The 25,263-nt window shown below is 73.7% G+C and carries 21 protein-coding genes, 1 tRNA gene and 1 pseudogene; 15 read left to right on the plus strand and 8 right to left on the minus strand.

Annotated elements, in window-relative coordinates; all coding sequences use genetic code 11:
* Positions 1–6 precede the first annotated feature (6 nt).
* The 5 genes from ACFQ8Y_RS02910 (at position 7) to ACFQ8Y_RS02930 (ending at position 5,946) form a co-directional block, all read left to right on the plus strand.
* The gene (locus ACFQ8Y_RS02910; RefSeq protein ID WP_430548683.1) at positions 7–1,515 is read left to right on the plus strand and encodes an extracellular solute-binding protein; all 1,509 of its coding nucleotides are present in this window, start codon (positions 7–9) and stop codon (positions 1,513–1,515) included.
* Between the two features lie 105 nt (positions 1,516–1,620).
* Positions 1,621–2,901 carry a glycoside hydrolase family 28 protein gene (locus tag ACFQ8Y_RS02915; RefSeq protein WP_430584557.1) on the plus strand — a complete coding sequence of 427 codons (1,281 nt, stop codon included), beginning with the start codon at positions 1,621–1,623 and terminating at the stop codon, positions 2,899–2,901.
* A complete protein-coding gene (locus tag ACFQ8Y_RS02920) occupies positions 2,879–3,421 on the plus strand; it encodes a hypothetical protein (RefSeq protein WP_430584558.1) in 543 nt (180 codons plus the stop codon). The genes ACFQ8Y_RS02915 and ACFQ8Y_RS02920 overlap by 23 nt, the downstream gene beginning before the upstream one ends.
* Positions 3,418–4,338 carry a carbohydrate ABC transporter permease gene (locus ACFQ8Y_RS02925; protein WP_430565015.1) on the plus strand — a complete coding sequence of 307 codons (921 nt, stop codon included), beginning with the start codon at positions 3,418–3,420 and terminating at the stop codon, positions 4,336–4,338. Before ACFQ8Y_RS02920 ends, ACFQ8Y_RS02925 begins: the two co-directional genes overlap by 4 nt.
* Before the next feature lie 141 nt (positions 4,339–4,479).
* A complete protein-coding gene (locus ACFQ8Y_RS02930) occupies positions 4,480–5,946 on the plus strand; it encodes an extracellular solute-binding protein (RefSeq protein WP_430584559.1) in 1,467 nt (488 codons plus the stop codon).
* Positions 5,947–6,009: 63 nt separating this feature from the next.
* Here ACFQ8Y_RS02930 and ACFQ8Y_RS02935 read toward each other — a convergent pair whose 3' ends face one another.
* The 3 genes from ACFQ8Y_RS02935 to xylA form a co-directional block, all read right to left on the minus strand.
* The gene (locus ACFQ8Y_RS02935) at positions 6,010–7,383 is read right to left on the minus strand and encodes a serine hydrolase domain-containing protein (RefSeq protein WP_430584560.1); all 1,374 of its coding nucleotides are present in this window, start codon (positions 7,381–7,383) and stop codon (positions 6,010–6,012) included.
* A gap of 77 nt (positions 7,384–7,460) precedes the next feature.
* Positions 7,461–8,945: an FGGY family carbohydrate kinase gene (locus ACFQ8Y_RS02940; RefSeq protein ID WP_430584561.1), complete on the minus strand. Its 1,485-nt coding sequence runs from the start codon at positions 8,943–8,945 to the stop codon at positions 7,461–7,463.
* A 120-nt stretch (positions 8,946–9,065) separates the two neighbouring features.
* Positions 9,066–10,232: a xylose isomerase gene (gene xylA, locus ACFQ8Y_RS02945; RefSeq protein ID WP_430548692.1), complete on the minus strand. Its 1,167-nt coding sequence runs from the start codon at positions 10,230–10,232 to the stop codon at positions 9,066–9,068.
* 67 nt (positions 10,233–10,299) lie between these two features.
* Here xylA and ACFQ8Y_RS02950 point away from each other — a divergent pair, with 67 nt between their 5' ends.
* The 6 genes from ACFQ8Y_RS02950 (at position 10,300) to ACFQ8Y_RS02975 (ending at position 13,380) form a co-directional block, all read left to right on the plus strand.
* Positions 10,300–11,529: an ROK family protein gene (locus tag ACFQ8Y_RS02950; RefSeq protein WP_430584562.1), complete on the plus strand. Its 1,230-nt coding sequence runs from the start codon at positions 10,300–10,302 to the stop codon at positions 11,527–11,529.
* A gap of 105 nt (positions 11,530–11,634) precedes the next feature.
* Positions 11,635–11,707, plus strand: a tRNA-Arg gene (locus ACFQ8Y_RS02955).
* A gap of 86 nt (positions 11,708–11,793) precedes the next feature.
* Positions 11,794–12,318, plus strand: a complete 525-nt coding sequence (locus tag ACFQ8Y_RS02960) for a DUF664 domain-containing protein (protein WP_430584563.1) — start codon at positions 11,794–11,796, stop codon at positions 12,316–12,318.
* 62 nt (positions 12,319–12,380) lie between these two features.
* Positions 12,381–12,857, plus strand: a complete 477-nt coding sequence (locus ACFQ8Y_RS02965; RefSeq protein ID WP_430548695.1) for a hypothetical protein — start codon at positions 12,381–12,383, stop codon at positions 12,855–12,857.
* Positions 12,854–13,042: a hypothetical protein gene (locus tag ACFQ8Y_RS02970; protein ID WP_430584564.1), complete on the plus strand. Its 189-nt coding sequence runs from the start codon at positions 12,854–12,856 to the stop codon at positions 13,040–13,042. The genes ACFQ8Y_RS02965 and ACFQ8Y_RS02970 overlap by 4 nt, the downstream gene beginning before the upstream one ends.
* Positions 13,039–13,380, plus strand: a complete 342-nt coding sequence (locus tag ACFQ8Y_RS02975; protein ID WP_430548697.1) for a winged helix-turn-helix domain-containing protein — start codon at positions 13,039–13,041, stop codon at positions 13,378–13,380. Before ACFQ8Y_RS02970 ends, ACFQ8Y_RS02975 begins: the two co-directional genes overlap by 4 nt.
* Positions 13,381–13,496: 116 nt before the next feature.
* On the opposite strand, the gene ACFQ8Y_RS02980 is transcribed toward ACFQ8Y_RS02975, so the two are convergent.
* Positions 13,497–14,741 carry an MFS transporter gene (locus tag ACFQ8Y_RS02980; RefSeq protein WP_430584565.1) on the minus strand — a complete coding sequence of 415 codons (1,245 nt, stop codon included), beginning with the start codon at positions 14,739–14,741 and terminating at the stop codon, positions 13,497–13,499.
* Positions 14,742–15,068: 327 nt separating this feature from the next.
* Here ACFQ8Y_RS02980 and ACFQ8Y_RS02985 point away from each other — a divergent pair, with 327 nt between their 5' ends.
* Both ACFQ8Y_RS02985 and ACFQ8Y_RS02990 read left to right on the plus strand, forming a co-directional pair.
* Complete coding sequence (locus ACFQ8Y_RS02985) at positions 15,069–19,802, plus strand: hypothetical protein (protein WP_430584566.1); 4,734 nt, start codon at positions 15,069–15,071, stop codon at positions 19,800–19,802.
* Positions 19,803–19,857: 55 nt separating this feature from the next.
* Positions 19,858–20,064: a hypothetical protein gene (locus tag ACFQ8Y_RS02990; RefSeq protein ID WP_430548700.1), complete on the plus strand. Its 207-nt coding sequence runs from the start codon at positions 19,858–19,860 to the stop codon at positions 20,062–20,064.
* 73 nt (positions 20,065–20,137) lie between these two features.
* Here ACFQ8Y_RS02990 and mscL read toward each other — a convergent pair whose 3' ends face one another.
* Together mscL and ACFQ8Y_RS03000 are read right to left on the minus strand one after the other, a co-directional pair.
* Entirely contained in the window at positions 20,138–20,560 is a 423-nt protein-coding gene (gene mscL, locus ACFQ8Y_RS02995) for a large conductance mechanosensitive channel protein MscL (RefSeq protein WP_430548701.1), read from the minus strand.
* 113 nt (positions 20,561–20,673) lie between these two features.
* On the minus strand, positions 20,674–21,453 hold the full coding sequence (locus tag ACFQ8Y_RS03000) for an RcpC/CpaB family pilus assembly protein (RefSeq protein ID WP_430584567.1): 780 nt from the start codon (positions 21,451–21,453) through the stop codon (positions 20,674–20,676).
* Positions 21,454–21,601: 148 nt separating this feature from the next.
* On the opposite strand from ACFQ8Y_RS03000, the gene ACFQ8Y_RS03005 reads away from it, so the two are divergent.
* Positions 21,602–21,778 (plus strand): hypothetical protein, encoded by a 177-nt coding sequence (locus tag ACFQ8Y_RS03005; protein ID WP_430584695.1) that lies wholly within the window; start codon positions 21,602–21,604, stop codon positions 21,776–21,778.
* A gap of 14 nt (positions 21,779–21,792) precedes the next feature.
* On the opposite strand, the pseudogene ACFQ8Y_RS03010 reads toward ACFQ8Y_RS03005, so the two are convergent.
* A pseudogene (locus ACFQ8Y_RS03010) lies at positions 21,793–21,933 on the minus strand (FmdB family zinc ribbon protein); the annotation flags it as partial.
* 104 nt (positions 21,934–22,037) lie between these two features.
* On the opposite strand from ACFQ8Y_RS03010, the gene ACFQ8Y_RS03015 reads away from it, so the two are divergent.
* A complete protein-coding gene (locus ACFQ8Y_RS03015; RefSeq protein WP_430584568.1) occupies positions 22,038–24,773 on the plus strand; it encodes a penicillin acylase family protein in 2,736 nt (911 codons plus the stop codon).
* A gap of 36 nt (positions 24,774–24,809) precedes the next feature.
* On the opposite strand, the gene ACFQ8Y_RS03020 is transcribed toward ACFQ8Y_RS03015, so the two are convergent.
* Positions 24,810–25,256, minus strand: coding sequence for a hypothetical protein (locus ACFQ8Y_RS03020; protein WP_430584569.1), 447 nt, complete (start codon positions 25,254–25,256; stop codon positions 24,810–24,812).
* Between the last annotated feature and the right edge of the window lie 7 nt (positions 25,257–25,263).

The following is a 25,263-nucleotide window of genomic DNA, read 5'->3' on the forward strand; positions in this document are numbered from 1 at the left end:
CGCACCATGAGGAGAGGCATGTTCGTCAAGGGCGCGGCGGCGGCAGCCGTCGCCGCGCTGGCCCTGACCGCCTGCGGCAACGGCGGGTCCGGCGACGAGGCCGAGGCCGACGACGGCCCCATCAGCTGGATGACGATGCTCCACACGCCGACGACGCCGGAGAAGGACGGCGTCATCGAGTCGGCGCTCGAGGAGTACACGGGCCAGAAGTTCGACATGCAGTGGGTGCCGGACGCCTCGAAGGAGGAGAAGATCAACTCCGCCCTGGCGTCGGGCAAGCTCGCCGACATCGTGTCCCTCACGATGACCGACAGCACCCAGGTGCGGCAGGCGCTCGGCTCCGGGCAGTTCTGGGACGTCGAGAGCTACCTCGCCGACTACCCGAACCTGGCGAAGATCGACCCCGACACGCTCGAGGCCGCGAAGCTCGACGGCAAGCTCTACGGGGTGCCGTTCCAGAAGATCAAGGCGCGCTACGGCGTCCTGGTGCGCCAGGACTGGCTGGACAGCCTCGGCCTCGAGGTGCCGCACACGATCGACGACCTCACGAAGGTGGCCGAGGCGTTCACGACGGACGACCCGGACGGCAACGGCAAGGACGACACCACCGGGTTCATCGACCGCGAGGAGAGCTTCCTCGTCGGGTTCCGGTCGCTCTCCGGATACTTCGGCGCGGGCGACAAGTTCGAGGTCACCGCCGACGGCCAGGTCGTGCCCGCGTTCACCACCGACGCCTTCAAGGAGGCGATGGAGTGGTACCGCGGCGTGTACGAGAAGGGCGCCGTGAACCAGGAGTTCGTCACCGTCCAGAAGCAGAACCAGCAGGACGCGATCGCCCGCGGCAAGGGCGGCATCGTCGTCACCGGCCTGTTCGAGGCGAAGAACTACATGGCCCTCGCGGAGAGCGCGGACCCGAAGACGCCCATGAAGTGGGCGCTGGTCAACGACATGCACACCGCTGACGTCGAGCACCGCATCCTCACCGACACGGGCGGCGGCATGGGCGGCTGGCTCGCCATCCCGAAGACCGAGGTGAAGAACGAGGCCGAGCTCAAGAAGGTCCTCTCGTTCATCGACAAGCTGCTGGACGAGGAGGCCTTCGGCCTCATGACCAACGGCATCGAGGACACGCACTACACGATCGACGGCGACGGCGTCGTGACGATCACCGACCAGACGGCGTGGGAGCAGGAGGTGCAGCCGTACTCGTCGTCCCGGCCCTCGGAGAAGGTCGTGACGTACAAGAGCACCGCGCCGTACGTCGACGAGGCGAACGAGAAGATGGCGGAGCAGGAGCCCGCCGTCGTCATCAACCCGGCGCAGTCGCTGTCGTCGGACACGTTCGACCGGCAGTGGTCGACCATCGAGGAGCAGGTCAACGACGCGTACAACCGGTACCTCACCGGGCAGATCGAGATGGCCGACTACGAGGCCGTGATCGAGGGGCTCCGCGGCCAGGGCCTCGACCAGATCATCGAGGAGTACTCCGCCGCGTACGCCAAGGTGAACGGCTGACCACCCCCTGATGCCGTGAGCGGGCGTCCGGCCCCTGTTCCGCCCCGTTCCGGGGCCGGACGCCCGCTCGCAGCACCGGGCACGACGACGACCGAGAGGCCACACGTGCACACCCTCGACGAGACCCTCGCCACGGCCACGTTCCAGGCGGCGATCGACGACGCCGCGGCCGCCGGCGGCGGCACCGTGGTGGTGCCCGCCGGAACCCATCGCACCGGGGCCCTGCGCCTGCGCTCCCACGTGGAGCTGCACCTCGAGGCGGGCGCGCTCCTCCAGTTCGTGCCCGACCCCGCGCTGTACCCGCCGGTCGACGCCCGCTGGGAGGGCGCCCCGGCCACGATCCACTCCCCGTGCCTGTACGCGGCGGGCGAGACGGACGTCGCGATCACCGGCTTCGGCACCATCGACGGCGGCGGCGCCCCCTGGTGGGACACCTTCCGTCACGACCGCGCGTCGCTGGCCCACCCGCGGCCCACGCTCGTCGGCCTGCACGACTGCACGCGGGTCACGGTGCGCGACGTGCGCCTGACCAACTCCCCGAGCTGGACGGTGCACCCGCTGCGGTGCGACGGCGTCACCATCTCCAACGTCGTCATCGTCAACCCGCCGGACTCGCCCAACACGGACGGCATCGACCCCGAGTCGTGCCGCAACGTGCGGATCAGCGACTGCCACATCGACGTCGGCGACGACTGCGTGGTCCTCAAGGCGGGCACCGAGCGCGACCCGGAGCGGATCGCCTGCGAGAACGTCGCCATCACCAACTGCACGATGGTGCACGGCCACGGCGGCGTCGTCATCGGGTCCGAGATGAGCGGCGGCGTGCGGAACGTCGTCATCAGCAACTGCGTCTTCGAGGGCACCGACCGCGGCATCCGCATCAAGTCGCGCCGCGGGCGCGGGGGCGTGGTCGAGGACGTCCGCGTGACGAACGTCGTGATGCGGGGCGTCATGACCCCGTTCGTCATCAACCCCTTCTACTTCTGCGGGCCCGACGGCAAGGAACCCCACGTCGCGGACCGCGCCCCGCACCCGGTGGGCGACGCGACGCCCGTGTTCCGCCGTATCCACCTGACGCACATCACCGCACGTGACGTGCACGCCGCCGCCGGTCACCTCTACGGCCTGCCCGAGCAGCCCCTGACGGACGTGACGCTCGACGACGTCACGATCTCCTACGCCGCCGACGCCGTGCCCGGCGTGCCCGCGATGGCCGACGGCGTGCCGGAGATGCGACGCGCAGGCCTCCACCTGGGCTTCGTCGCCGACTCCGACGTGTCGCGCGTGCGCATCGAGGGCTGCGAGGGCCCGGGCGTCGTCGTCGAGGAGAGCCCGACGCTGCGGCTGACGGAGGTGCGGGTCGATGGCGAGCGTCTCGATGCGTGACCGGGTGCGTGAGCCCGTGCGCGCCGGCGCGGCGCCGGACGGCCACGGGCCGACGATCCGGCGCACGGCCGAGACCTGGGTGACCGTCGCGGGCATGGTGACGTCGGCGGTCTTCCTCGGCGGGTTCGCGCTGGTGATGAACCGGGCGGACGAGCAGACGTTCCTCGACGCGGTGTACCCCGCGATGACGGGCGCGGGCATGCAGGTCGAGGCCGCGGACGCCTACGACGCCGCGCGCACGCTCGCCGCGTGGTTCGGCCTGACGCTCGTCGTCGTGCTGCTCGTCGCCGCCGCCGGGATCTACGTCGCCCACCGCCGTCCCGCCCGCCGGTCGACTGGCTGGTGGTTCCTCGGGGCGGGGCTGGCGTGCCTGTTCGGCAGCCAGCTCGTCCTCTACCCGATCGCCTTCCTCTTCTTCGTCGCCGCGGGGCTGTTCGCCGTGCGGCCGACCGACCCGCCCGCCGGCTCCACCGCCGCGCGGGCCACCGACCGCACGTCCGAGACCGGGAGCACCTCATGAGCAAGACCCTCGCAGCGCCGCGAGCCGCCACCCGTGAGCGCAGCCGCATCCACCGGCCCACCACCGGGATGCGCGTGTTCCGGGTGGTGAACGTCATCGTCCTGAGCGCCTTCGCGCTGATCTGCGTCCTGCCGTTCATCAACGTGCTGGGCAGCTCGCTGGCGACGCCGGGCGAGCTCGCGACCCGCCCGTTCGTGCTCATCCCGCAGACGTTCACGCTCGACGCCTACCGGTACATCCTGTCGACGTCGACGATCTTCCGGGCCATGGGCGTCTCGGTGTTCGTCACCGTGGTCGGTACCTTCGTCAGCCTGCTGCTGACGTCGCTGATGGCCTACGCGCTGTCGAAGCGGTACCTCAGGGGCCGCCGCGTCATCAACTTCCTCGTGGTGTTCACGATGCTGTTCAGCGGCGGCATGATCCCCACGTTCATCGTGGTGAACAGCCTCGGGCTCATCGACTCGCTGTGGTCGCTGATCCTGCCGGTGGCGATCAACGCGTTCAACTTCGTCATCATGCGCAGCTTCTTCCAGGGCATCCCGGACAGCCTGGAGGAGGCCGCCCGCATCGACGGCTGCTCCGACCTGGGCGTGTTCCTGCGCATCGTGCTGCCGCTGTCGCTCGCGTCGATCGCCACCATCGGCCTCTTCTACGCCGTCTACTACTGGAACACGTACCAGGCCGCGATCCTCTACATCAACGACTCCACGAAGTGGCCGATCCAGGTGCTGCTGCGCCAGATCGTCATCGTCGCGAGCGGCATGAACGCCGACGAGAGCGCCGTGGACGTCGTGCCGCCGGCGCAGTCGGTGAAGATGGCCGTCATCTTCGTCGCGACGCTGCCGATGCTGATCGTCTACCCGTTCGTCCAGCGGTTCTTCGTCAAGGGCGCGCTGATCGGCTCCGTGAAGGGCTGACGGGGCCCGGGCGGTGCCGAGCCCACCCACCGAAACGACCTGCGACGAGGCAGGTGCGACGAGAGGAGACGCATGATGCGACGAGTCCCGGTAGGGGGGCCACGACGGGCCGGTCGGGCCGGCGCGGTCGGGGCCGTGCTGGTGACGGCTCTGGCCCTCACCGCGTGCGGCGGCGGGTCGGGCGGGGGCGGCGAGGCGAGCGCCGAGGGGCCGATCACCTGGATGGCCACGCTCCACACGCCGACGACGCCGGAGGCGGACGGCCCGATCGAGTCCGCCCTGGAGGAGCACACGGGCGAGGAGCTGGAGGTGAGCTGGGTGCCGGCGGCGTCGTCGGCGGAGAAGCTCAACGCCGCCCTGTCCACGGGCAAGCTGGCCGACATCGTGTCGATGGCCCCGGCGGACAGCGCGCTCGTGCGGCAGTCGCTGAAGTCGGGCATGTTCTGGGACGTCGAGGACTACCTGGCGGACTTCCCGAACCTGTCGAAGATCGACGAGCAGACGACGGCCTCCGCCCGGATCGACGGCCACCTGTACGGCGTGCCGGTCCAGAAGAACAAGGCGCGCTACGGCGTCCTGGTGCGCCAGGACTGGCTGGACAACCTCGGGCTGGACGTGCCGCACACGATCGACGACCTGACGGCGGTGGCCGAGGCGTTCACGAAGGACGACCCGGACGGCAACGGCAAGGACGACACCACCGGCTTCCTCGACCGCGAGGAGAGCTTCGACCTGGGCTTCCGCTCCCTGAGCGGCTACTTCGGCGCGGGCGACGACTTCACGGTGGACGACGCCGGCCAGGTGCACGCGGTCTTCGCGAGCGACGAGTTCAAGCGCGCGATGGAGTGGTACCGCGGCGTCTACGAGTCCGGGGCGGTGAACCAGGAGTTCGTCACGATGCAGAAGACGAACCAGCTCGACGCCATCGCGCAGGGCAAGGGGGGCATCGTCGTCACCGGTCTCTTCGAGGCGAAGGGCTACCTCGCGACCGCCCAGGACAGCAACCCCGAGACGCCCATGGAGTGGGCCCTCGTCAACGACATGACACAGGGCGACGTGCCGCGGCGGATCCTCACCGACACGGGCGGCGGCATGGGCGGCTGGCTCGCGTTCCCCAAGGAGTACGTGAAGTCCGAGGCGGAGCTGAAGAAGGTCCTCGGGTTCGTCGACAAGCTGCTCGACGAGGAGGCCTACGGCCTCATGACCAACGGCATCGAGGGCACGCACTACGAGGTCGACGGCGACGGCGTGGTCTCGATCACCGACCAGACCCTCTGGGAGCAGGAGGTGCAGCCGTACGCGTCGTCGCGCCCGTCCGAGAAGGTCGTGACGTACAAGAGCGCCGAGCCGTACGTCGACGAGGGCAACGAGAAGATGGCGGAGAACGAGGAGTACTCCGTCGTCAACCCGACGCAGTCGCTGACCTCGGAGACGTACGACCGGCAGTGGACCACGCTCTACGGCGAGGCCAAGGACGCGTACAACCAGTACCTCGTCGGCCAGATCGACATGGCGGAGTACGAGGCGCTCGTCGACGGTCTCGGGGGCCAGGGGCTCGACCAGATCCTCGAGGAGTTCACGGCCTCCCACGCCGAGGTGAACGGCTGACGCCCGCCGGCTGACGCCGCCCCACCCTGGCCGAGCCCGTCGGGACCCTTGGTCCCGGCGGGCTCAGCCGTCGCTCGGGGCGAAGGCGGCGTGGAACGTCCACCGCGGGTCGAGGGTCTCCCCGAAGCCCTGCGACTGGACGGCGAGCGTGCCGTCGTCGGCGAGGGCCAGGCGCAGCCGGAGCGTGGCCAGCTCGTCGCCGTGCGTCCCCGCGCGCACGTCGAGGGTGCCGGGGGCGGACCAGCCGGCCGTGACGACCGCCGCCTCGGCGCCGATCGCGGTGGTCAGCGGGCCGGCGGTGTCGAGCGTGATCGACCAGCCGTCGGACGACGCGAGGGTGCCGCCGCGGGCCCCGACGGCGAGCGTGAGCTCCGCCGGACCCGCGCCCGGGGTGCGGCTGGTCCAGGTGCCGCCCAGCGGGCGGACGTGTGCGGCGTCGTGCCGTGGGGCGGGCCAGGCGAGCGTCGTGACGGCGGCAGCGGCCGGAGGAGCGGCGGCGCCGCGGCCCGCCCGCGCCAGCCCGCGCGCGGGCTCGACGAGGTGGTCGAGGACGAGGTCGAGCAGCTTCTGGTCGCCGCTCGCCGCGGCCTGGGAGTCGGCCGTGACGACCACGGCGACCCGCAGCTCCGGGTCGCCGTAGACGATCTGCCCGCCCAGGCCGAACATCAGCCAGCCGCCGACGGGCGGCAGCCACAGCTGGTACCCGTACCCCGCGCGGAAGGGTCCGCCCCACGTCTGCGTGGCGGGGTGCGACTGCGGCGCCGTCGCGGCCGCGAGGTAGTCGGCCGGGAGCAGCCGCGCGCCGTCGTGCACGCCGCCGTCGTTCAGGAGCCGGGCGAGCCGTGCCAGGTCGTCGGGGGTGCAGATCAGGCCGGAGCCGCCGTGGCTGAAGCCGTCGGGGCCGGGCAGGAAACGCAGGCCGGGGGAGACCCCGAGCGGGTCGAGCACCCGCGGGCGCAGGTAGTCGGCGAGCGTGCCGCCGGTGGTCCGCTCCACCAGCGCGGCCAGCGTGTACGACGCGCTGGTGTCGTACGTGAACAGGGTGCCCGGCGGGTGCGTGGGCCCGACGCGGAAGTACGACTCCAGCCAGCCGCCCTCGCGGACCTTGTACGTCGTCGAGCGGTGCGGGCCGACCATCGCCAGCATGTGCCGCAGGGTCGTGGCCTCGAGCCAGGGGTGGGCGGGATGGCCGTCGACGAGGTCCGGGAAGTGCTTCACCACGGGGTCGTCGAGGGAGAGGCGCCCCTCCGCGGCGAGCAGCCCGACGGCCAGGCCCGTGACCGTCTTTGACACCGAGTACATCCGCTGCGGGACGTCGTGGCCTCGGGTCGGGGCGCTGGCCGCGACCGGTCGGTCGTCGCCCACGCGCACGTCGACGGTGTGCAGGGCGATGTCGAGCGCGACGGCGCGCTCGACGAGCGGGATCAGGTCGATCATGCGGTCAGCCTAGTAACCGCTTTCCGGTCGTGACCAGGGCCCTCGCCGCCCCGTCGGGGTCGCGGCGAGGACCCGGCTCAGACCAGGTCGCGGACGGCGGCGTACTGCTCGCGCACCACGGGCCGCGGGTCGGCGTCGAGGGTGGTGGCGACCGTCGTCGACCAGGAGGGCGCCGCGGCGGCCGGGTCGGCGGCCGCCGAGAGCACCCATGCGGCCTGGCGCGCGGCGCCGTCGGCCACGTACTCGCCCGGCTCGGGCACGCCGATCGAGAGGCCGAAGACCTGCGTGGCCACCTGCTGCACCGCGGGGGACTGCGCGGCGCCGCCGATGAGCATGACGCGCTCGATCGGCACGCCCTGGGCGCGCAGCGCGTCGAGCCCGTCGGCCAGGCCGCAGAGCATGCCCTCGACGTACGCGCGGGCGAGGTGCTCGCGGGTGGACGTCGCGAGGCGGACACCGTGCAGCGTGCCGGTGGCGTCGGGGCGGTTGGGGGTGCGCTCGCCCTCGAGGTAGGGCACGAGGACGAGGCCGTCGGCGCCCGCGGGTGCGGCCAGCGCGAGGTCGGCGAGCTCGTGCACGTCGACGCCGAGCACGGCCCGGGCGGCGTCGAGCACGCGGGCCGCGTTGAGCGTCACCGCGAGCATGAGCGCGTTGCCGGTGGCGTCGGCGAAGCCGTTGATGGCGCCGGAACCGTCGGCCGTCCGCGTCGGCGCGACCGCGGACACGACGCCCGAGGTGCCGATCGAGATCGCGATGTCGCCGGGCGTCATGCCCAGTGCGAGCGCGGCGGCCGCGTTGTCGCCGGCGCCGGGGCCGATCAGGGCCCCGCCGTCGACGTCGGCGCCGGCGACGGACGCGTGCGCGACGCCGCCCGACTCGGCCGGGCCGAGCACGCGGGGGAGCGTGACGTCGTCGCGCCCCAGGGCGAGCTTGAGCAGGTCGGGCCGGTAGGCGCCCGCGCCGCCGTCCGCCTCGGCGTCGTAGTAGCCGGTGCCGGAGGCGTCGGAGCGGTCGGTGAACAGGGCGTCGAGCTGCGGGCCGAGCGGCGACTCGCCCTCGGGCCCGTAGCCGGCGATGCGCCAGCTCAGCCAGTCGTGGGGGAGCGCGACGGCCGCCACGCGTGCGGCGTTCTCGGGCTCGGCGTCCCGCAGCCAGCGCACCTTGGTGACGGTGAGGGACGCGACGAGCACGGAGCCGACGGCGTCGGCCCAGGCCTGGGCGCCGGCCTCGCGGTCGCTGTCGCCGAGCTCGGCGATCAGGTCCTCGGCCGCCGCGGCGGAGCGGGTGTCGTTCCACAGGATGGCGTCGCGGACCACGCGCCCCTCGGCGTCGAGCGCGACGAGGCCGTGCTGCTGGCCGCCGACGGCGATCGCGGCGACGTCGTCGAGGCCGCCGGCCTCCTGCGCCGCGGCGCGGAACGCGTCCCACCAGTGCTGCGGGTCGATCGACGTGCCGTCGGGGTGCTTGGCCGTGCCGGAGCGCACGAGCCGCCCGGTCTCGGCGTCGCGGACGACGATCTTGCAGGACTGCGTGGACGTGTCCACGCCGGCGACGAGGGGCATCGTTGCTTCCTTCGAGGTCTCTCTGGGTGGGACGAGGACACCGGCCCGGCGTCCTCGCTGGTCGAGCCTGTCGAGACCGTGTCTCGACAGGCTCGACCAGCAGGGTCGACAGACGGGTTGTCAGCCGATGAGGTGGCGCAGCGCGAGCTGGTGCAGACGCACCAGACCGTAGTCGCGCTCGGCGACCGCGTCGATGTCGACGTCCTCGTAGGCGGAGCGGTCCGCGAGGAAGGCGTCGAACGACTCGCCCTCGGCCAGGGTGGGCTCGCCCAGCTCGAAGATGCCGGCGTGCTCGAACGCCTGCTGCACCTCGGCGTCGGCGCGGTACGCCTTCGCCTTGGCGGCGAGCATGTCGTACGTCTCCATGTTCGCCTTGGCCGACTCCCACACGCCGTCGAGGTACTCGGTGCGGCTGGGCTTGTAGTCGAAGTGGCGCGGGCCCTCGTAGCGCGGGCCGCCGTTGGGGAAGCCGTTCTCGAGCATGTCGACCGTGAAGAAGGCGCTCAGCAGGTCGCCGTGACCGAAGACCAGGTCCTGGTCGTACTTCGGGCCGTGCTGGCCGTTGAGGTCGATGTGGAAGAGCTTGCCCGCGTACAGCGCCAGCGCGAGGCCGTGCGTGTAGTTGAGGCCGGCCATCTGCTCGTGGCCCGTCTCCGGGTTGAGGCCCACGATGTCGCCGTTGTCGAGCGTGTCGATGAGGGCGATGGCGTGACCGATGCTCGGCAGGAAGATGTCGCCGCGGGGCTCGTTCGGCTTGGGCTCCAGCGCGATGCGCAGGTCGTAGCCCTTCTCCTTGATGTAGGCGGCGACGGTGTCGATGCCCTCGGCGTAGCGGGCGTGCGCGGCGTGCAGGTCCTTGGAGTTGTCGTACTCCGTGCCCTCGCGGCCGCCCCACATGACGAAGGTGGAGGCGCCCATCTCGGCGGCCAGGTCCGCGTTGCGCAGCACCTTGCGCAGGCCGTAGCGGCGCACCTCGCGGTTGTTCGAGGTGAACGCGCCGTCCTTGAAGATCGGGTGCGTGAAGGTGTTGGTGGTGACCATCTCGCAGACGAGGCCGGTCTCCTCGGAGGCCTTCTTCACCGAGTCGATGTGCTTCTGGCGGTCGGCACCCTCGGCGCCGAACGGGAAGACGTCGTTGTCGTGGAACGTGAAGCCCCAGGCGCCGAGGTCGGCCAGCTTGCGGATGGACTCCGCCGGGTCCAGGTCGGGGCGGGTCGCGGTGCCGAACGGGTCGGCCGCCGGCCAGCCGACGGTCCACAGGCCGAACGAGTACTTGATGTCGCTCACGGATCTCTCCTCGTCGAGTTTTGTTGTACGGCTGAACTATTGCGCGTCGCTGGGCTAGAGTCAACACGTGCCAGCCACCTCGACGACGACGCCCGCAGCGGCGCCCCGCGTGCCCGACGGCGGGGCCGCGTCGCGCCAGCACACGCTCCGCGAGCGGAACCTGCGCCTCGTCGCCGCGGCCGTGTTCGAGGCCACCGCACCACCGTCGCGCGCCGACGTCGCCGCCGCCACCGGCCTCACCCGGGCCACCGTCTCGACCCTCGTCGACCGGCTCGTCGCCGGCAGGCTCGTGGCCGAGCTGCCGCCCGTCGCCGCCCAGCGCGCCGGCCGCCCCGCCGTGCCGCTCGTGCCCGCCGGGCGGTCCGTCGTCGGGCTCGGCCTCGAGGTGAACGTCGACTACCTCGGCGCGCGCGCCCTCGACCTGGTGGGCGACGTCGTCGCCGAACGAGTCGTCACCGGGTCGCTGCACGACTCCGACCCCCGCGAGGTGCTCGCCCGGCTCCGGACGATCGCCACCGAGGTGATCGCCGAGGTCGAGGCCGGCGGCATGCGCGTCGCCGGGGCGCGGCTCGCGCTGCCCGGGCTCGTCGACGTGCGCGGCGCGCGGCTGGAGGTGGCGCCCAACCTGGGCTGGTCGTCGGTCGAACCCGTGCCGGAGCTCGACCTGCGGGCCGGCGACGGGAGCGCGCTCGACGTCGAGGTGGCGAACGAGGCCAAGCTGGCCGCCCTCGCCGAGCTGGCCGGCGACGTGCCGTCGTCCTTCCTCTACGTCTCCGGCGACGTCGGCGTCGGCGCGGGGATCGTCGTCGACCGGCACCTGTTCCTGGGGGAGCGGGGCTGGAACGGCGAGATCGGGCACGTCGTCGTGGACCCCGCCGGCCCGCGCTGCTCCTGCGGCGCCACGGGCTGCCTCGAGCAGTACGCCGGCAAGGAGGTGCTGCTGCGCGGCGCCGGCCTGCCGTCGTCGGCGCCCGTGCACGCGATCGTCGACCTGCTGCGCGCCGGCGACGACGCCGCCCTCGCCACCGTGCGCCGCGGCGGCCGGGCGCTCGGCGCCGCGCTCGCGACGTTCGTCAACCTCGTCGACGTCTCCACCATCGTGCTCGGCGGCGCGTACGCCGAGCTGTTCGGCTGGGTCGGGCACGTCGTCGAAGGGGTCGTCGAGGAGCGCGCCCTCGCCGCGCCCTTCGCGCCCGTCGACGTGCGCCCCGCCGCCGCCGGACCGCACGCCGCCCTCACCGGCGGAGCGCGCGAAGTGCTGCGGTCGGTGGTCGCCGACCCGGCGCGCTGGGTCTGAAGGCGGGTGGCCCTCCTGGTCGAGGCCGCCTTAGCGGCAGGCGGTCGTCGGCGCCGCGCGAAGCGGGCGCTAGGCTGTGGGTCGCCTTCTTCGTCGAAGGTGCCGGCGCTTGTAGCTCAGTGGATAGAGCAACCCTCTCCTAAAGGGTAGGTCGGAGGTTCGAATCCTCTCAGGCGCACTTTGGTAAGGCGTTCGCAATATGCGCAGGTCAGGAGTTCGGGCGGCTGCGCGGCTCGTGCGGGGAAGCAGGCTTACGCTGACGTCGTGACTTCCCCCGACGTCGAACCTCGCCTGGACACCGCCGATCCCGCAGAGCAGTTCGCCGCCTACCTCGACTACTACCGTGCCGCCGTGGCGCGGAAGTTCGAGGGCCTGACGGACGACCAGCAGCGCACGAGCCTGCTGCCCTCGGGGTGGACGCCGCTGGAGCTGCTGACGCACCTGGTGCACATGGAGCGGCGCTGGTTCGTCTGGGGCTTCCTGGGCGAGCAGGTCGCGCATCCGTGGGGCGACAACGTCGACGACGCCCCGGAGAGCCGGTGGCACGTGCCCGACGACGTGGGCCGCGACGATCTCATCGCGGCGCTGCACGCGGGCGGAGCGCGGACGCGCGACATCCTGGCGAGCCGCGACCTCGCCGCGCGGGCCGCCGTCGGTGGGCGGTTCACGGCGGACGGCGAGGTGCCGACGCTGCTGTGGATCTGCTTCCACGTGCTGCAGGAGTACGCCCGGCACGCAGGGCACCTCGACGTCGTCCGGGAGCTGGCCGGCGGCGCGACAGGCGAGTAGCGCGGTGCTTTCCCATGCGCACCTACTTGCCGTATTGGAAAGTGGTTGATACTTTCGCGAGCATGACGGACGACCTCGCGCCACGCCCCGCCGAGGCCGCCGCCCTGCTCGAGCAGGCCGAACGAACCACCCTCGTCGGGAGGGTGGATCGTGTGGTGTGGACGTGGGTGGCCGTCGCGGTCGGGGCGCTCTGGGGCGGGTTCTCCCTCGCCCGCTGGTTGCTTCCCGGCCGGACGACGGAGCCGGTGCAGTACCTCGTCCCGCTGGCGGTGTTCGTCGGGTTCGTGGTGCTGCTGTGGCGTGTGGCCGACCTCCGGTCCCGCGCCACCCCGCACATCGGCTGGATGACGCGGATGTGGCCCGCGCCGCTGCCCCTGCTCATGTATGTCCCGACCGATCTCGTCGTGCACCATGCCGGGCTCGACCCGATCCGGCCGGTCGTGGTGGGTCTCTGTGCGTTCCTCGTCGCGCTGCCGTGCCTGGCCGCGGCCCATCGCATCTGGTGGGACTCCTGGGTCCCGGGACGGGGTACCCGGTGAGCGACCCGACCCCGCGCGAGGCGCGTCGGCTACTGGATCGGGCGGTCGCCGTCCAGATGGCGTACCTCGTCGCGATCGTGGCGTTCGCCCGGCACCGGGAGCGGGCGGCGTGGACGGTGCCGCGCGGCGCGCGCCGCATCGCCGTCGTCGCCGGGGCGTGGATCCGGAAGGAACCGGGCCGATGAGCGCCGACGACGGCGCCCAGGAGCACCCTCGCCACCGCCTCGACGACGTGATCCACGCGCCGGTGCGGTTCAGCATCGTCGCGGCGCTCGCGAGCGTCGACGAGGCCGTCTTCGGCGTCGTCCGCGACGCCGTCGGTGTCAGCGACTCCGTCCTGTCGAAACAGGTGTCCGCGCTCGAGCAGGCCGGCTACGTCGCGGTCCGCAAGGGCGCCGTGGGCCGCAGGCCGCGCACCTGGCTGCGCCTGACCCCCGCCGGGCGCCGGGCGTTCCGGAGCCACCTGGACGCGTTGCGCGACATCGCCGCGACCGGGCTCGACGACAGCGCCACCGAGGAGTAGCCGAGCTACCTCGCCGGGATCTGAGCTACCTCGGGGCTCGCGGTACTACCTCGCGGGCTCTGGAACTACCTCGCGGAACTTTCCACAACCTCGTGGAGTCTCGGACCACCTCGTGGTCAGTCGGCCTGGGCGTGCGCGATGTGCGCGAGCTGGCGCCACACGAGCACCAGGGTGAGCCCGGCGCCGACGAAGCCGAACCACATGGGCGCGGTGAGACCCCAGTGCTCGGCGAGCACGCCGCCGATCGCGTTGCCCACGACGATGCCGCCGAACACGCACATCATGTAGACCGACCCGACCCGGCCCTGGAAGCGGGTGGGGGTGGCGCGCTGCCGCACCGTGTTGGACACGGTGCCCCACACGAAGGAGTAGGCGCCGAAGACGAACAGGATCGCCATCGCGGCCCAGCCGGTCGTCGCGAGGGCGAGCGCGAGGTGGAACAGCACCTCGAGCGTCAGGCACACCTTCATCAGGGCGGACAACGACCATCGCCGCTCGAGCGAGCCGTACGAGAACGTGCCGATCAGCCCGCCGACGGCGGCGGCCGTGGTGAGCAGGCCGTACCCGACGGGTCCCATGTGCAGGTAGTCGAGCGAGTACTTCACGAGGATGCCCCACGGCGCGGCCCACGTGGCGTTGAAGACGAGGATCACCAGCGCGAGGGTGCGCACGGGCGGGTTGGTCCAGATCCACCGCAGGCCCTCGGAGATGTCGTGCCGCACGCGGCGGCGGCCGTCGTCCAGCCTCGCGTCGGGCGCGGGCGGCACGGGTGTGAGCACGACCTTGCTCACCAGCAGCACCGCGAGGAGCACGGTCAGCACCTGCGCGGCGAACGGCCACGCGGCTCCGGCGGCGAAGAGCGCCGCTCCCAGCGGGGGCCCGACGAGCTGGTTGGCGGTGAGGAACCCGGCCTGCAGCCGCGCGTTGCCGATGCCCAGGTCGGCGGGGCGCACGAGCATGGGCAGCAGGGTCTGCGAGGTGGTGTCGGCGAACACCTCGGCCACGCCCATGAGCAGCATCGCCGCAAGGACCACGCCGATGTTCACGTGCCCGGTCACGATCACCACACAGAGCGCGGCGACGACGACGGCGCGCAGCAGGTTGGCGACGATGACGAGGCGGCGCCGGTCCAGGCGGTCGGCGAGCACGCCGGCCCACAGGCCGAACACCAGCCAGGGCAGGCGCTGCAGCATCGCGGCGAGGGCGACGAGCATGGCGGAGCTCGTCTGCGACGCGACGAGGAGAGGGCCCGCGGCGAGGGCGACGCCGTCGCCGATGTTGCTCACCCAGGACGCAGACATCAGCCACCGGAACCCGATGCCCATGCGGGCGGGAGCCACCGCCTCGACCACTCGTCTCACGGGCGTCCAGCCTAGGTGCCCGGGGCGGATGACCCCCCTCTGATATTCCTCAGACCGCTTGCAAGGTTCGCCCCCGTGCCTTATTGACGAGGTCACGACGGCGCGGCACACTCTCGGGTGACGGCGCGCATCGCCCGCCCCCTGCGCGGTGCGCGCTGTCCCTTGCCGGGCCGAGCCCGGCCCGACGCCCCTTCGGACCCCCCGCCGAGGGGGCGTCAACACGCTCCCGTCCTCCACGCCCCCTTGCGGGTCGCTCGGAAGCGCGTGCTCCGGCGGTCCTCGGCGCGCCGACACCGGCGCGGGGGCCGCCCGTTCTACCGTGCTGGCGTGAGAGCCGCCCGACGATCCACCGCCACGACCGCGGTCGACCCCTCTGCCGGGGCACCCGCCGCGCCGGACCCGTCCCTGCGGACGGGCGCGGACGGCGGCCCGGCGACGGGAGCCGACACCCCCGACGACGCCTCCGCGCGCGGAGGCGACGACCGTCAGGCCCCGCGACCACCCGGGACGCCCGGCACCGACGGCCGCCGCGCGAGCGCGTCGTCCGAGGCGGCGGCGTCCGTCGAGGCCGCCACGCGCCGCTGGCGCGCGTCCCTGGTGGAGATGGTGGGCGGCTCGTCGCTGTCCGACGTGGGCCTGCTCGGGGAGGCGATCGTCGATCTCTCGAAGGCGCACCCGAACGGGGTCGCCGGGCTCTTCGCGGGGCGCCCGACCCGGCTGTCGAACCTGGTGCGCGAGGGCGAGGCGCTGCCCGCCGCGCGGCGTCGGGCGCGGGCGGTGGCGGCTCGTGCGGCCGAGCACGCGTCGCGGTACGGCGTCGCGCCCACCTACCTCGCGATCGGCGTCGCCACCTGGACCGAGCACGACGACGGGCCCGAGGTCCCGTTCGGCGGCGGCGGACCGCAGCGGCACGACGTCGCGGCGCTCGCGCGGGTGGCGTCGTCGGGCACGACGGCGGCCCCCGGCGCGGACGGCGACCCCGCCGACGACGCCGATCGCGGGAACGGCGACGCGGACGCCCACGGTGCGGCACCGGGCGCGGCGTCGTCGACCGACCAGGACGGCGGTCCCGCGACCGCCGAGGGCCCCGCGGCACCGGAGGACCAGGACGCCGAAGGGCCCGCGCTGACGACGTCGATCCCCGTCGTGTCGATGGCCGCCCGCGAGCCTGCCGCCGCGCCGCGCGCGACGCCCTCGGACCCCGACGCCGCGGCGCCCGCCGGCCGTGTGGTGCACGCGCCCGTGGTGCTGCGGCCGGTGACGCTCACCCCGCGCGGGGACGGCGGCGCCGACTACGACCTCACGCTGGAGCCGACGGTCGAGATCAACCCCGTCGTGGCGCGCACGCTGCGCGCGCACGGGGCGCTGCTCGACCCGGCGGCGCTGGCCAAGGCGACCTTCACGCTCGCCGGCTTCGACCCGACGGACGTGCTGGCGCGCGTGGCGGCGCTGGGCGAGGCCGTGCTGGACGACTTCGAGCTCGACCGGCGCGTGCTCGTCGGCACCTTCGTGCACCCGGGGCAGGCGCTGGTGGACGACCTCGACCAGCTCGCGCCGTCGCTGCACCGGCACGAGGTGGTCGCGGCGCTCGCCGGCGTGGACGACGCGGCGCAGCGGCTGTCCGCGCTGGAGCTCCCCGCCGTGCGCCGGGGCGACGCGGACCCGACGCGCGAACGCGGCGTGGGCGACCTCGACCCGCAGCAGCGCTCCGTCCTGGACGCCCTGGCCACGGGTGGCCACCTGTTCGTCGACGCGCCCGTCGGCTCCGACGTCGCGGGCACGCTCGCGGCCGTCGTCGGCGAGGCGACCGCCGCGGGCCGCTCCGTGCTCTACGTGACGGGCCACCGCCGCGCCGCGGACCGGCTCGCGCTGCGGCTCGAGTCCCTCGGCCTGGAGAGCCTCTTGCTCGACGTGCCGCCGCACCCGACCTGGCGCGAGGACGTGACCCGCCGGCTGCTGTCCGCGATGGCGAGCGAGCCGGAGCAGGTCGACGTGGACGGCGCCGCGCGCGTCCGCGACGCGCTGATCGGCACCCGCTCCCAGCTCACCGGCTACATCGAGGCGTTGCACCAGCCGCGCTCGCCCTGGCAGGTGTCCGCGTACGACGCGCTGCAGGCGCTCGCGCGCCTCACCGCCGAGCGGCCTGCGCCGTCCACCACCGTGCGGCTCGCCTCGGAGTCGGTGCTCGCGCTGCTGCCGGAGCGGCGCCGCGAGATCGCCGCCGGCCTGGAGCGGGCCGCGGCGTTGGGCGCGTTCACCCTGCGACCGTCGTCGACCCCCTGGTACGGGGCCCAGCTGCTCTCCGACGACGACGCGCGGCAGACGCTGGTGCGCGTCGAGCGGCTGCGCGACGTCACCCTGCCCCAGCTGCGCCGCCAGCTCGCGTACACGGGCGAGGTCACCGGCCTGACGACGCCGACGACGGTGCGCGGCTGGGGCGAGCAGCTCGCGATGCTCGGCGGCATGCGCAGCACGCTCGACCTGTTCCACCCGATGGTCTTCGAGCGGACGGCGGCCGACCTCGTGCAGGCGACCGCGTCGCGGCGCTGGCGCGCGGAGCACGGCATCGAGATGGGCTGGTTCGCGCGCCGCCGGCTGCGCAAGCGCGCCAAGGACATGGTGCGGCCCGGCGTCCGGGTGCCGAACCTGCACGAGGCGCTGGTGCAGGTGCAGGAGCAGCGCGACGTCTGGGCCGAGCACGCGCAGCGCGGCGGCTGGCCGACGCTCCCCGAGGGGCTGGCCTCCATCGAGGACACCTACGAGGCCGTGCGCATCGACCTCGAGGCGCTCGAGCCGGTGCTGGCGTCGACCACCCTGGGCGGCCACCTGCTGGACCTCGACCTCGACGGCCTCGCCGAGCGGCTGCAGCGGCTCGCGGGCGACTCGGACGCGCTGACCGTGCTGCCCGAGCGGACCAGCCTGCTGCGCGCGGCGCGGTCCGCGGGCGTGGGCGACCTCGTGGACGACCTCACCGACCGGCGCGTGCCCGGCGACCTCGTCGCCGCGGAGCTCGAGCTCGCCTGGTGGTCGTCCGTCTTCGAGCAGCTGCTCGCCGCCGACCCGGTGCTCGCCGGTCAGGACGGCGTCGGGCTCGACGCGCTCGCCCGCCGCTTCCGCGACCTCGACCGTGAGCACCTCGCCGCGCTGTCCCAGCCGGTGCGGGTCGCCGCCCGGGCGCACCTCGGGTCGGCGATGCGGGAGGACCGGGACTCTGCCGAGGCCCTCTTCACGGAGCTCATCGAGGGCCGGATGACGACGCTGCGCGACCTCGCGGAGCGGCACGGCGACATCCTGCGCCGCCTCCGGCCCGCGCTGGTCGCGACCCCCACCCTGGTGCCGCACCTGCTGCCGGAGCACCGCACCGCCGACGTCGTGATCCTCGACGCCGTGCAGCACGTGCCCACCGAGGTCGTGGTGCCGGCGCTGGCGCGCGGGCGGCAGGTCGTGGTCGTGGGCGACCCGCGGTCGGCGTCGGGCTCCAGCGTGCACGAGCTGTCCGCGCTGCTGCCCACGGTGACGCTGCAGCCGCACGAGCACAGCCGCGACCCGGAGCTCACCCGTCTGCTCGCCGCGCACGGCTACGAGGGGCTGCTGCGGCCGGCGCCGCTGCCGCGCGCCGAGTCGCTGGTGCACCTGGACGTCGTGGAGGGCACCGGCATGCCGGACCCGGTCTCCGGCAGCGTCGAGAGCACGCAGGCCGAGGTCGACCGCGTGGTCGAGGTGTCGATCGAGCACGCCCTGACCCGACCGGAGGAGACGTTCGCGATCGTCACCGTGACGGCCGCGCACGCGGACCGGGTGCGCGAGGCGCTCCTGGCCGAGGTGCGTTCGAACCCCGCGCTGGCGGCGTTCTTCTCGGGCTCGCGGCCCGAGCCCGTCGTCGTCGCGGACATCACCGGGGTGGCGGGGCTGTCGCGCGACACCGTGCTGCTGTCGGTCGGCTTCGGCCGCACGCCGCACGGCCGTGTGCTGCACCGCTTCGGCGTGCTCGGCGAGGCCGGGGGCGAGGCCATGCTGGTCGGCGCGCTGGGCGCCACCCGCAAGCGGCTGCACGTCGTGTCCTGCTTCACCGCCGACGCGCTGGACCCCGAGCGCCTGCGCAGTGCCGGCCCCCGGCTGCTCGTCGAGGCGCTGGAGCTGGCCGAGCGCCGGTCCGGCGTCGCCGACCAGGTGCGGCTCGGCAACGGCGTCGACGTGGGTCGCGCGCCCGACCGGCTGCTCGTCGACCTCGGCGAGCGGCTGTGGAAGCTCGGCTACCTCGTCGAGACCGACTACGGCGCCCCGGACGGCGACCGCATCCCGCTGGTCGTGGGGCACCCCGACCTCCCGGGCGAGCTGCTCGTCGCCGTGCTCACCGACGACGCCGCGTACGTCGCGGAGCCGTCCGTGCGGGTGCGCGACCGGCAGCTCGCGGAACGGCTGGAGCGCCTGGGGTGGGTCGTCACCCAGGTCTGGTCCGCCGCCGCGTTCCTCGACCCCGACGGCGAGGCCGACCGCGTGCGCCGCCTCGTGCAGCGCGTGCGCGACGAACGGATCGGCACCGCGGGCGGCGTCGTGCCCCCGCGCGAGGTCGTCGTCCCGGTGCTGCCGGACGAGGACGAGCCGCCCGCCGACCTCGGCGTCCCGCCCGACGTCGTCGTCGAGGTCGCCCCGGAGGTCTCGGCGGAGGACGTCGACACGGAGGTCTGGGTGGAGGACGTCGTCACGGAGGGTGTGTCGGTCGACGGCGTCGAGGCGTCGCGCGACGAGGCCCCGGAGCACGAGCCCTCGGAGCACGAGCCCTCGGAGCGCCAGGGTGCCGAGGCCGTGAGCGACGTGCCCGAAGGTGACCTGGCCGAGGGTGTCGTGGCTGAGGGCGACGCGAGCGCGGGCGAGGGCGGGCCGGAGGACATCGCCGTGGGCCTCGACGCCGTGCACACCGACGCCGACTCAGACACCGACACCGACAAAGACACCGACGCCGACAAAGACACCGACGCCGACACCGACGCCGACACCGACGCCGACACCGAGACGGATGCCGACGCCGGGACGGACCGCGGGTCGCGTCCCGACGCCTGACCGCCCGCCTCCGGCGGACGACGGCGGCCGACGGGCGATGCCCGACAATGGTCGGGTGAGCGAATCCTCCGACCAGCCGCGTCCCGAGACCGGCGGCCCGACGGACGCGGCGGTCCCGCGCAGGCGCGTGCGTCGCCGCGTGGTCCGGCAGGGCACCGAGCGGGAGACGGTGCCGGGCGAGACCGCCGACGACCGTGGCGGTCACGACGACAACGACGACCGCCTGCTGCGCGACGTGCCGCCGCACTGGGGCCGACGCTGACGCCGCCGCCGGTCGGGCCCGGAGACGAGGTCTCGACGCGCTCGGCCGGCGGCGCGTGGCGGTATCGCGGGGGTCAGTACTGCGAGCGGCCGGACTGCGCGGCGAGCAGGTCGCGGATCTCCTGCAGCAGGACGGTGTCCTGCGCCAGCGGCTCCGGCTCGACCTCCTGGCCGCGCGCGCGGCGCTCGGCGAGCTTGTTCAGCGGCATCACGATGGCGAAGTACAGCGCCGCCGCGACGATGAGGAAGCTGAGGACGGCGTCGAGGAAGCCGCCGACCGACAGCACCGAGGCGCCGATGCCGTCGTGCGGGCCGCGCAGCGTGATGTCCCAGAGGTTGGTCAGGTCGGGCTTGCCGAAGATCGCGCCGATGATCGGGTTGAGGATGTTGTCGACCATCGCCGTCACGACGGCCGTGAACGCGCTGCCGATGATGATGCCGACGGCGAGGTCGACGACGCTCCCGCGCATGATGAATTCCTTGAAGCCTGCGAGCATGCCCTTCACGTGATTCCCCCTGTGGTGTGTGCGCCCGGGCGAACCAGGCGTGGACTGACGGTCGCCGATTCTCGCGGGGGATGCGGCGGGCTGCAACGCCAGGGGTGGTCGTGTCACCGCACGAGCACCGCTCCGACGGTGCCCCACCCGGAGGCGGCGGACAGCCCTGGGGCCTCGTCCTCGGTCACCGCCACGAGGGTGACGTCGGCGCCCTGGGGCGTCCTGGTCGCGCCCGACAGCAGGCCGCCGTCGGCCGGCTCGGCGGCGTCCGGTCGCGGCAGGACGAGCGCCCGCCGCGCGAGGTAGGCGTCGTCCGGGTCGGTGTCGTCGGTGTCGTCGCTGCCGGAGGCCCGCGCGGCCTCGCCGGTCAGGACCAGGTCGACGCGGTCGCCCGGACGCAGCCAGCCCGCCGCGGTGTCCTCCAGCCGTACGGGAACCACGACGGTCCCCCGCGGGGCCTGCGCGACCACGCCGCCACCGGGCAGCAGCCCGAGGTGGAGGGGGAGCCCGGCGGGCAGCGCGGTCACCGGCGTGCGCCCGACGAGCTCGGCGGGGTCCGTGGCGACGCCGTCGGGGGCGAGGGCGACGTCCACGGCGACCGTGGTGAGGTCCGCGGCGGCGACGGGTTCGCCCGCGGGGAGCGCGCGGGCGGGGACGACGACGTCCAGCGTGGGCGGCGGAGCCGGCCGCACGGCCTGCACGACGGCGGCGGCCGCGAGGCCGCAGCACGCGGCGGCGAGCACGAAGCGGGCCCGCCAGAGGACGGACCGCAGCCGGCGCGCGGCCCGGCGTCGTCCTCCCGGGCCGCCGGGCTCCGGCGGGCGCGCGGACCCGGCCCGTGGTTCCGGGCCGCGGCGGGCGGCGGGTCGGGGGAGCGTGTCGAGCAGCGGCATGGCGGCGACGCTAGGTCGCCCGGCCTCCGCGCGTCGGCGTGGTGCGCAGGCCTGTGGACACCGCCGGCCTGGGGGCAGCGTCCACGCTCGGGAGCGCCGCGGCGTCGTCGTCGGCAGGGTGCCGCCGGACGGTCAGGACGAGGCGGCCTTGGAGGTGCTGGACGACCCGGACGACGAGGTGCTCGACGAGCTCGACGTGCCGGTCGAGGACGAGCCGCTCGAGGACTCCTTGCCGGACGAGCTGCCGGAGGAGCTGCCGGTAGAGCTGCTCGCCGAGGAGGAGCTGGAGCCCTTGCCCGACCCGGAGCGCGAGTCGGTGCGGTAGAAGCCCGATCCCTTGAACGTCACACCCACGGAGCCGTACTGCTTGCGCAGCGTCCCGCCGCACTCGGGGCAGACGGTCAGCGAGTCGTCCGTGAACGACTGGTGGACGTCGAAGGCGTGGCCGCAGTCGGCACACCGGTACGCATAGGTGGGCACGTGATCTCCTCGGGGCGGACGCCGGCACCCTCGCCGGGACGGCGGGATGCTGGCACTCAGGTGATGCGAGTGCCAATCATACGCCGGACGGTAGTCTCGCCTGCGTGTCAGCGACCGTCACCCCTGCAGAGCCCGGAAACCCGTCCGACCCCGACCCCTCCCAGGACGTGACGGAGACCGAGGAGGCACCCCGCCGGCGCTCGCGGCTCCGCAGCGCCGTCGTCGGTGTCGCCGTCGTCGTGGTGCTGGCTCTCGTGGCCGGCACCGTCTTCACCGTCGTCACGCTGCGCCGGCCGCTGCCGGACCACAAGGGCTCGCAGCAGGTGCCGGGTCTGAGCGCCGCCGTCGAGGTGCGTCGCGACGCCCAGGACGTGCCGCAGGTCTACGCGGACAACCCCGAGGACCTGTTCCGCGCCCAGGGCTACCTGCAGGCGCAGGACCGCTTCTTCGAGATGGACTACCGCCGCCACGTGACGTCCGGCCGCCTCGCCGAGCTGGTCGGCGACGTCCCGGCGGCGATCGAGGCGGACAAGGTGACCCGCACGTTCGGGTGGCGGCAGGTGGCCGAGCAGGAGTGGCACCTCATCTCGGACGACTCGCGCGACTACCTGCAGGCCTACGCGCAGGGCGTGAACGCGTACCTCGAGAGCCGCGACCCGGAGGAGCTCGGCGTCGAGTACACCGTGCTCGGGGCGCGCGTGGACGTCGCCGAGCCGGAGCCGTGGGACCCGGTCGACTCGCTCGCCTGGCTCAAGGCCATGGCCTGGGACCTGCGCGGCAACTACGACAGCGAGCTCGATCGCGCCCTGGCGTACAGCACGCTGGGGGAGACGGACCTGGTCGACGAGCTCTTCCCGGCGTACGGGGAGAGCGGCAACCGGCCGGTGCTGCGCAACCGCGACCTGGCCAACGAACGCCCCGCGGCGCAGCAGCAGGGTGACGGCGCTGGGGCCGACGCAGGGACCGACGCGGGGACGGACGCCGAGCTGACGTCGGCCCTCACGGGCCGCGCGGTGGGCGGCGGTGGCGAGGCCACCGCCGCGCTGGGCGCCGCCGTCGAGTCGACGCGCAGCGTGCTGGAGGCGGTGCCGGTGCTGGTCGGCAGGGGCGACGCGGCGGGCTCCAACTCGTGGGTCGTGTCGGGGGAGCACACCGAGTCGGGCGAGCCGATGCTCGCGAACGACCCTCACCTCGCGCTGTCCGCGCCCGGGATCTGGTCCCAGGTGGGCCTGCACTGCAACGAGGTCTCCACGGAGTGCCCGTTCGACGTCGCCGGCTTCTCCTTCGCGGGCTTCCCGGGCGTGGTCATCGGGCACAACGGCGACCTCGCGTGGGGCCTGACCAACATGGGCGCCGACGTCACGGACTTCTTCATCGAGCGGGTGCGCGGCGACACGTGGCTGAAGGACGCCGGCGCGGAGCAGTGGGAGCAGCTCGACACCCGCGAGGAGACCATCCGGGTCGCGGGCGGCACCCCGGTCGACCTCACGGTCCGCAGCACCGAGCACGGCCCGATCGTCTCGGACGTGCTCGACGTCGGCGACGTCGTGGGCTCGCCGACCTCGGAGGGTACGGAGTTCGGCGAGTACGCCGTCGCCCTGCAGTGGACGGCGTTGCAGCCCGGCCGCACGGCCGACGCCGTCTTCGCGTTCGACACGGCGAAGGACGCCGACGACGTGCGTGCCGCGGCCGCGCTGTTCGAGGTGCCGGCCCAGAGCATCGTGTTCGCCACGACGGACGGGCACATCGGGTACCAGGCGCCGGGCCGCATCCCGGTCCGGTCCGAGGTGAAGGGCCCCGTGCCGTCGGACGGCACCTGGCCGCGGCCCGGCTGGGACCCGCGCTACGACTGGCAGGGCTGGGTGGACGCCGACGACATGCCCCGCGCCCTCGACCCCGAGGAGGGCTTCGTCGTCGCGGCCAACCAGGCCGTGCTGCGCGACGGGACGCGCCCGTACCTCGCGGACGACTGGGACTACGGGTACCGCTCGGAGCGCATCCGCACGCTGCTCTCGCAGCAGATCGCGGCCGGCAGGCCGTTCACGGCCGAGGACATGAACCGCATCCAGAACGACGACTGGTCGGCGTTCGCGGAGGCCCTGGTGCCCACGCTGCTCGACATCGACCTCGACGACTCCTACGTCGCGGCGGGGCAGGACCTGCTCGCGGACTGGGACTACCGGATGGACGCGGACTCCCCGGCGGCCGCGTACTTCGCCGCGGTGTGGCGCAACCTCCTGCAGGAGGCGTTCTGGGACGACCTGCCCCCGAGCATGCGTCCCGACGGCGGGTCGCAGTGGCTCCTGGTGGTGAAGTCGATGCTCGACCGGTCCGAGGACGCGTTCTGGGACGACCGCACGACGGCGAACGTCGTCGAGTCGCGCGACGAGATCCTCACGCGGGCCCTGACCAGCGCGCGCCGCGACCTCACGGTCGAGCTGTCGAAGGAGCCGACCGACTGGGACTGGGGCACGCTGCACACGCTGCAGCTCGAGCACCCGGTGATCGGCGGCGAGGGCGTGCCCGCCCTGGTGCGCGACCTCGTCAACCCCGACCCGGTGCGGATGCCCGGCGGCTCGTCCATCGTCAACGCCACGGGGTGGGACGCCGGCACGGGCAGCTTCGCCGTGACGACCGGCCCGTCCATGCGGATGGTGGTGGACCTGGCCGACCTGGACGCGTCGACGTGGGTGACCGTCACCGGGGTGTCCGGCCACCCGGCGTCGTCGCACTACGACGACCAGCTCGACGACTGGGCCGCGGGGAAGACGTTCGCGTGGCCCTTCACCCGCGAGGCGGTCGAGGAGGCGGCGGAGACGCGCACGACGCTCGTCCCCTGACCGCCCCGCGGCGGGGCCCTGACCGCGGCGCCGGGATCAGAAGTCGTCCGCGAAGGCCTCGCCGTAGGCGTCGGCCCACGACAGCTGTTGCGCCAGGTCGCGGGCGTCGGTGACCTGTCCCGATGCCGCGGCCGGCGGGGTCCCGGAGTCCTCGAGCAGCGTGATGCCGATGACGGCGGTCGCGGTCGCTGCGACGAACGCCACCCCGAGCGCCACGGCCGTGCGGCCCGGGCCGCGCAGCCAGCGGCGCACGAGGCCGTGCGGGCCGGACGGGTCGTCGGCCCGACCCCCCTCCGAGGTGTCGCGGCTGCTGTCGCCGGCGCTGCCGTCGGCCGCGAGGAGGGCGTCGAGCTGACGAGGCGTGAGGCGCTCGAACGCGTCGACGACCGCCGGCGAGAGGCTCCGGCCGGCCCGGCGGTCGACCTCGCGGAATCGGTCGAGCGCGTCCCGGTCGGCGCGGTCGAGGCGGGGTGCGGTGGTCATGGTCGGA

This window comes from Isoptericola sp. NPDC056605, assembly GCF_042792795.1.
In the GTDB taxonomy this organism is placed as follows: Bacteria; Actinomycetota; Actinomycetes; order Actinomycetales; family Cellulomonadaceae; genus Isoptericola.

Bases quoted from the DNA above. Each gene is read 5' to 3' on its own strand.
- mscL (WP_430548701.1), bottom strand. From the start codon at position 20,560: ATGCTCGCAGGCTTCAAGGAATTCATCATGCGCGGGAGCGTCGTCGAC.
- ACFQ8Y_RS02965 (WP_430548695.1), top strand. From the start codon at position 12,381: ATGACGGACGACCTCGCGCCACGCCCCGCCGAGGCCGCCGCCCTGCTC.
- ACFQ8Y_RS02925 (WP_430565015.1), top strand. From the start codon at position 3,418: ATGAGCAAGACCCTCGCAGCGCCGCGAGCCGCCACCCGTGAGCGCAGC.
- ACFQ8Y_RS02940 (WP_430584561.1), bottom strand. From the start codon at position 8,945: ATGCCCCTCGTCGCCGGCGTGGACACGTCCACGCAGTCCTGCAAGATC.
- ACFQ8Y_RS03020 (WP_430584569.1), bottom strand. From the start codon at position 25,256: ATGACCACCGCACCCCGCCTCGACCGCGCCGACCGGGACGCGCTCGAC.
- ACFQ8Y_RS03000 (WP_430584567.1), bottom strand. From the start codon at position 21,453: ATGCCGCTGCTCGACACGCTCCCCCGACCCGCCGCCCGCCGCGGCCCG.
- ACFQ8Y_RS02975 (WP_430548697.1), top strand. From the start codon at position 13,039: ATGAGCGCCGACGACGGCGCCCAGGAGCACCCTCGCCACCGCCTCGAC.
- ACFQ8Y_RS02935 (WP_430584560.1), bottom strand. From the start codon at position 7,383: ATGATCGACCTGATCCCGCTCGTCGAGCGCGCCGTCGCGCTCGACATC.
- ACFQ8Y_RS02920 (WP_430584558.1), top strand. From the start codon at position 2,879: ATGGCGAGCGTCTCGATGCGTGACCGGGTGCGTGAGCCCGTGCGCGCC.
- ACFQ8Y_RS02910 (WP_430548683.1), top strand. From the start codon at position 7: ATGAGGAGAGGCATGTTCGTCAAGGGCGCGGCGGCGGCAGCCGTCGCC.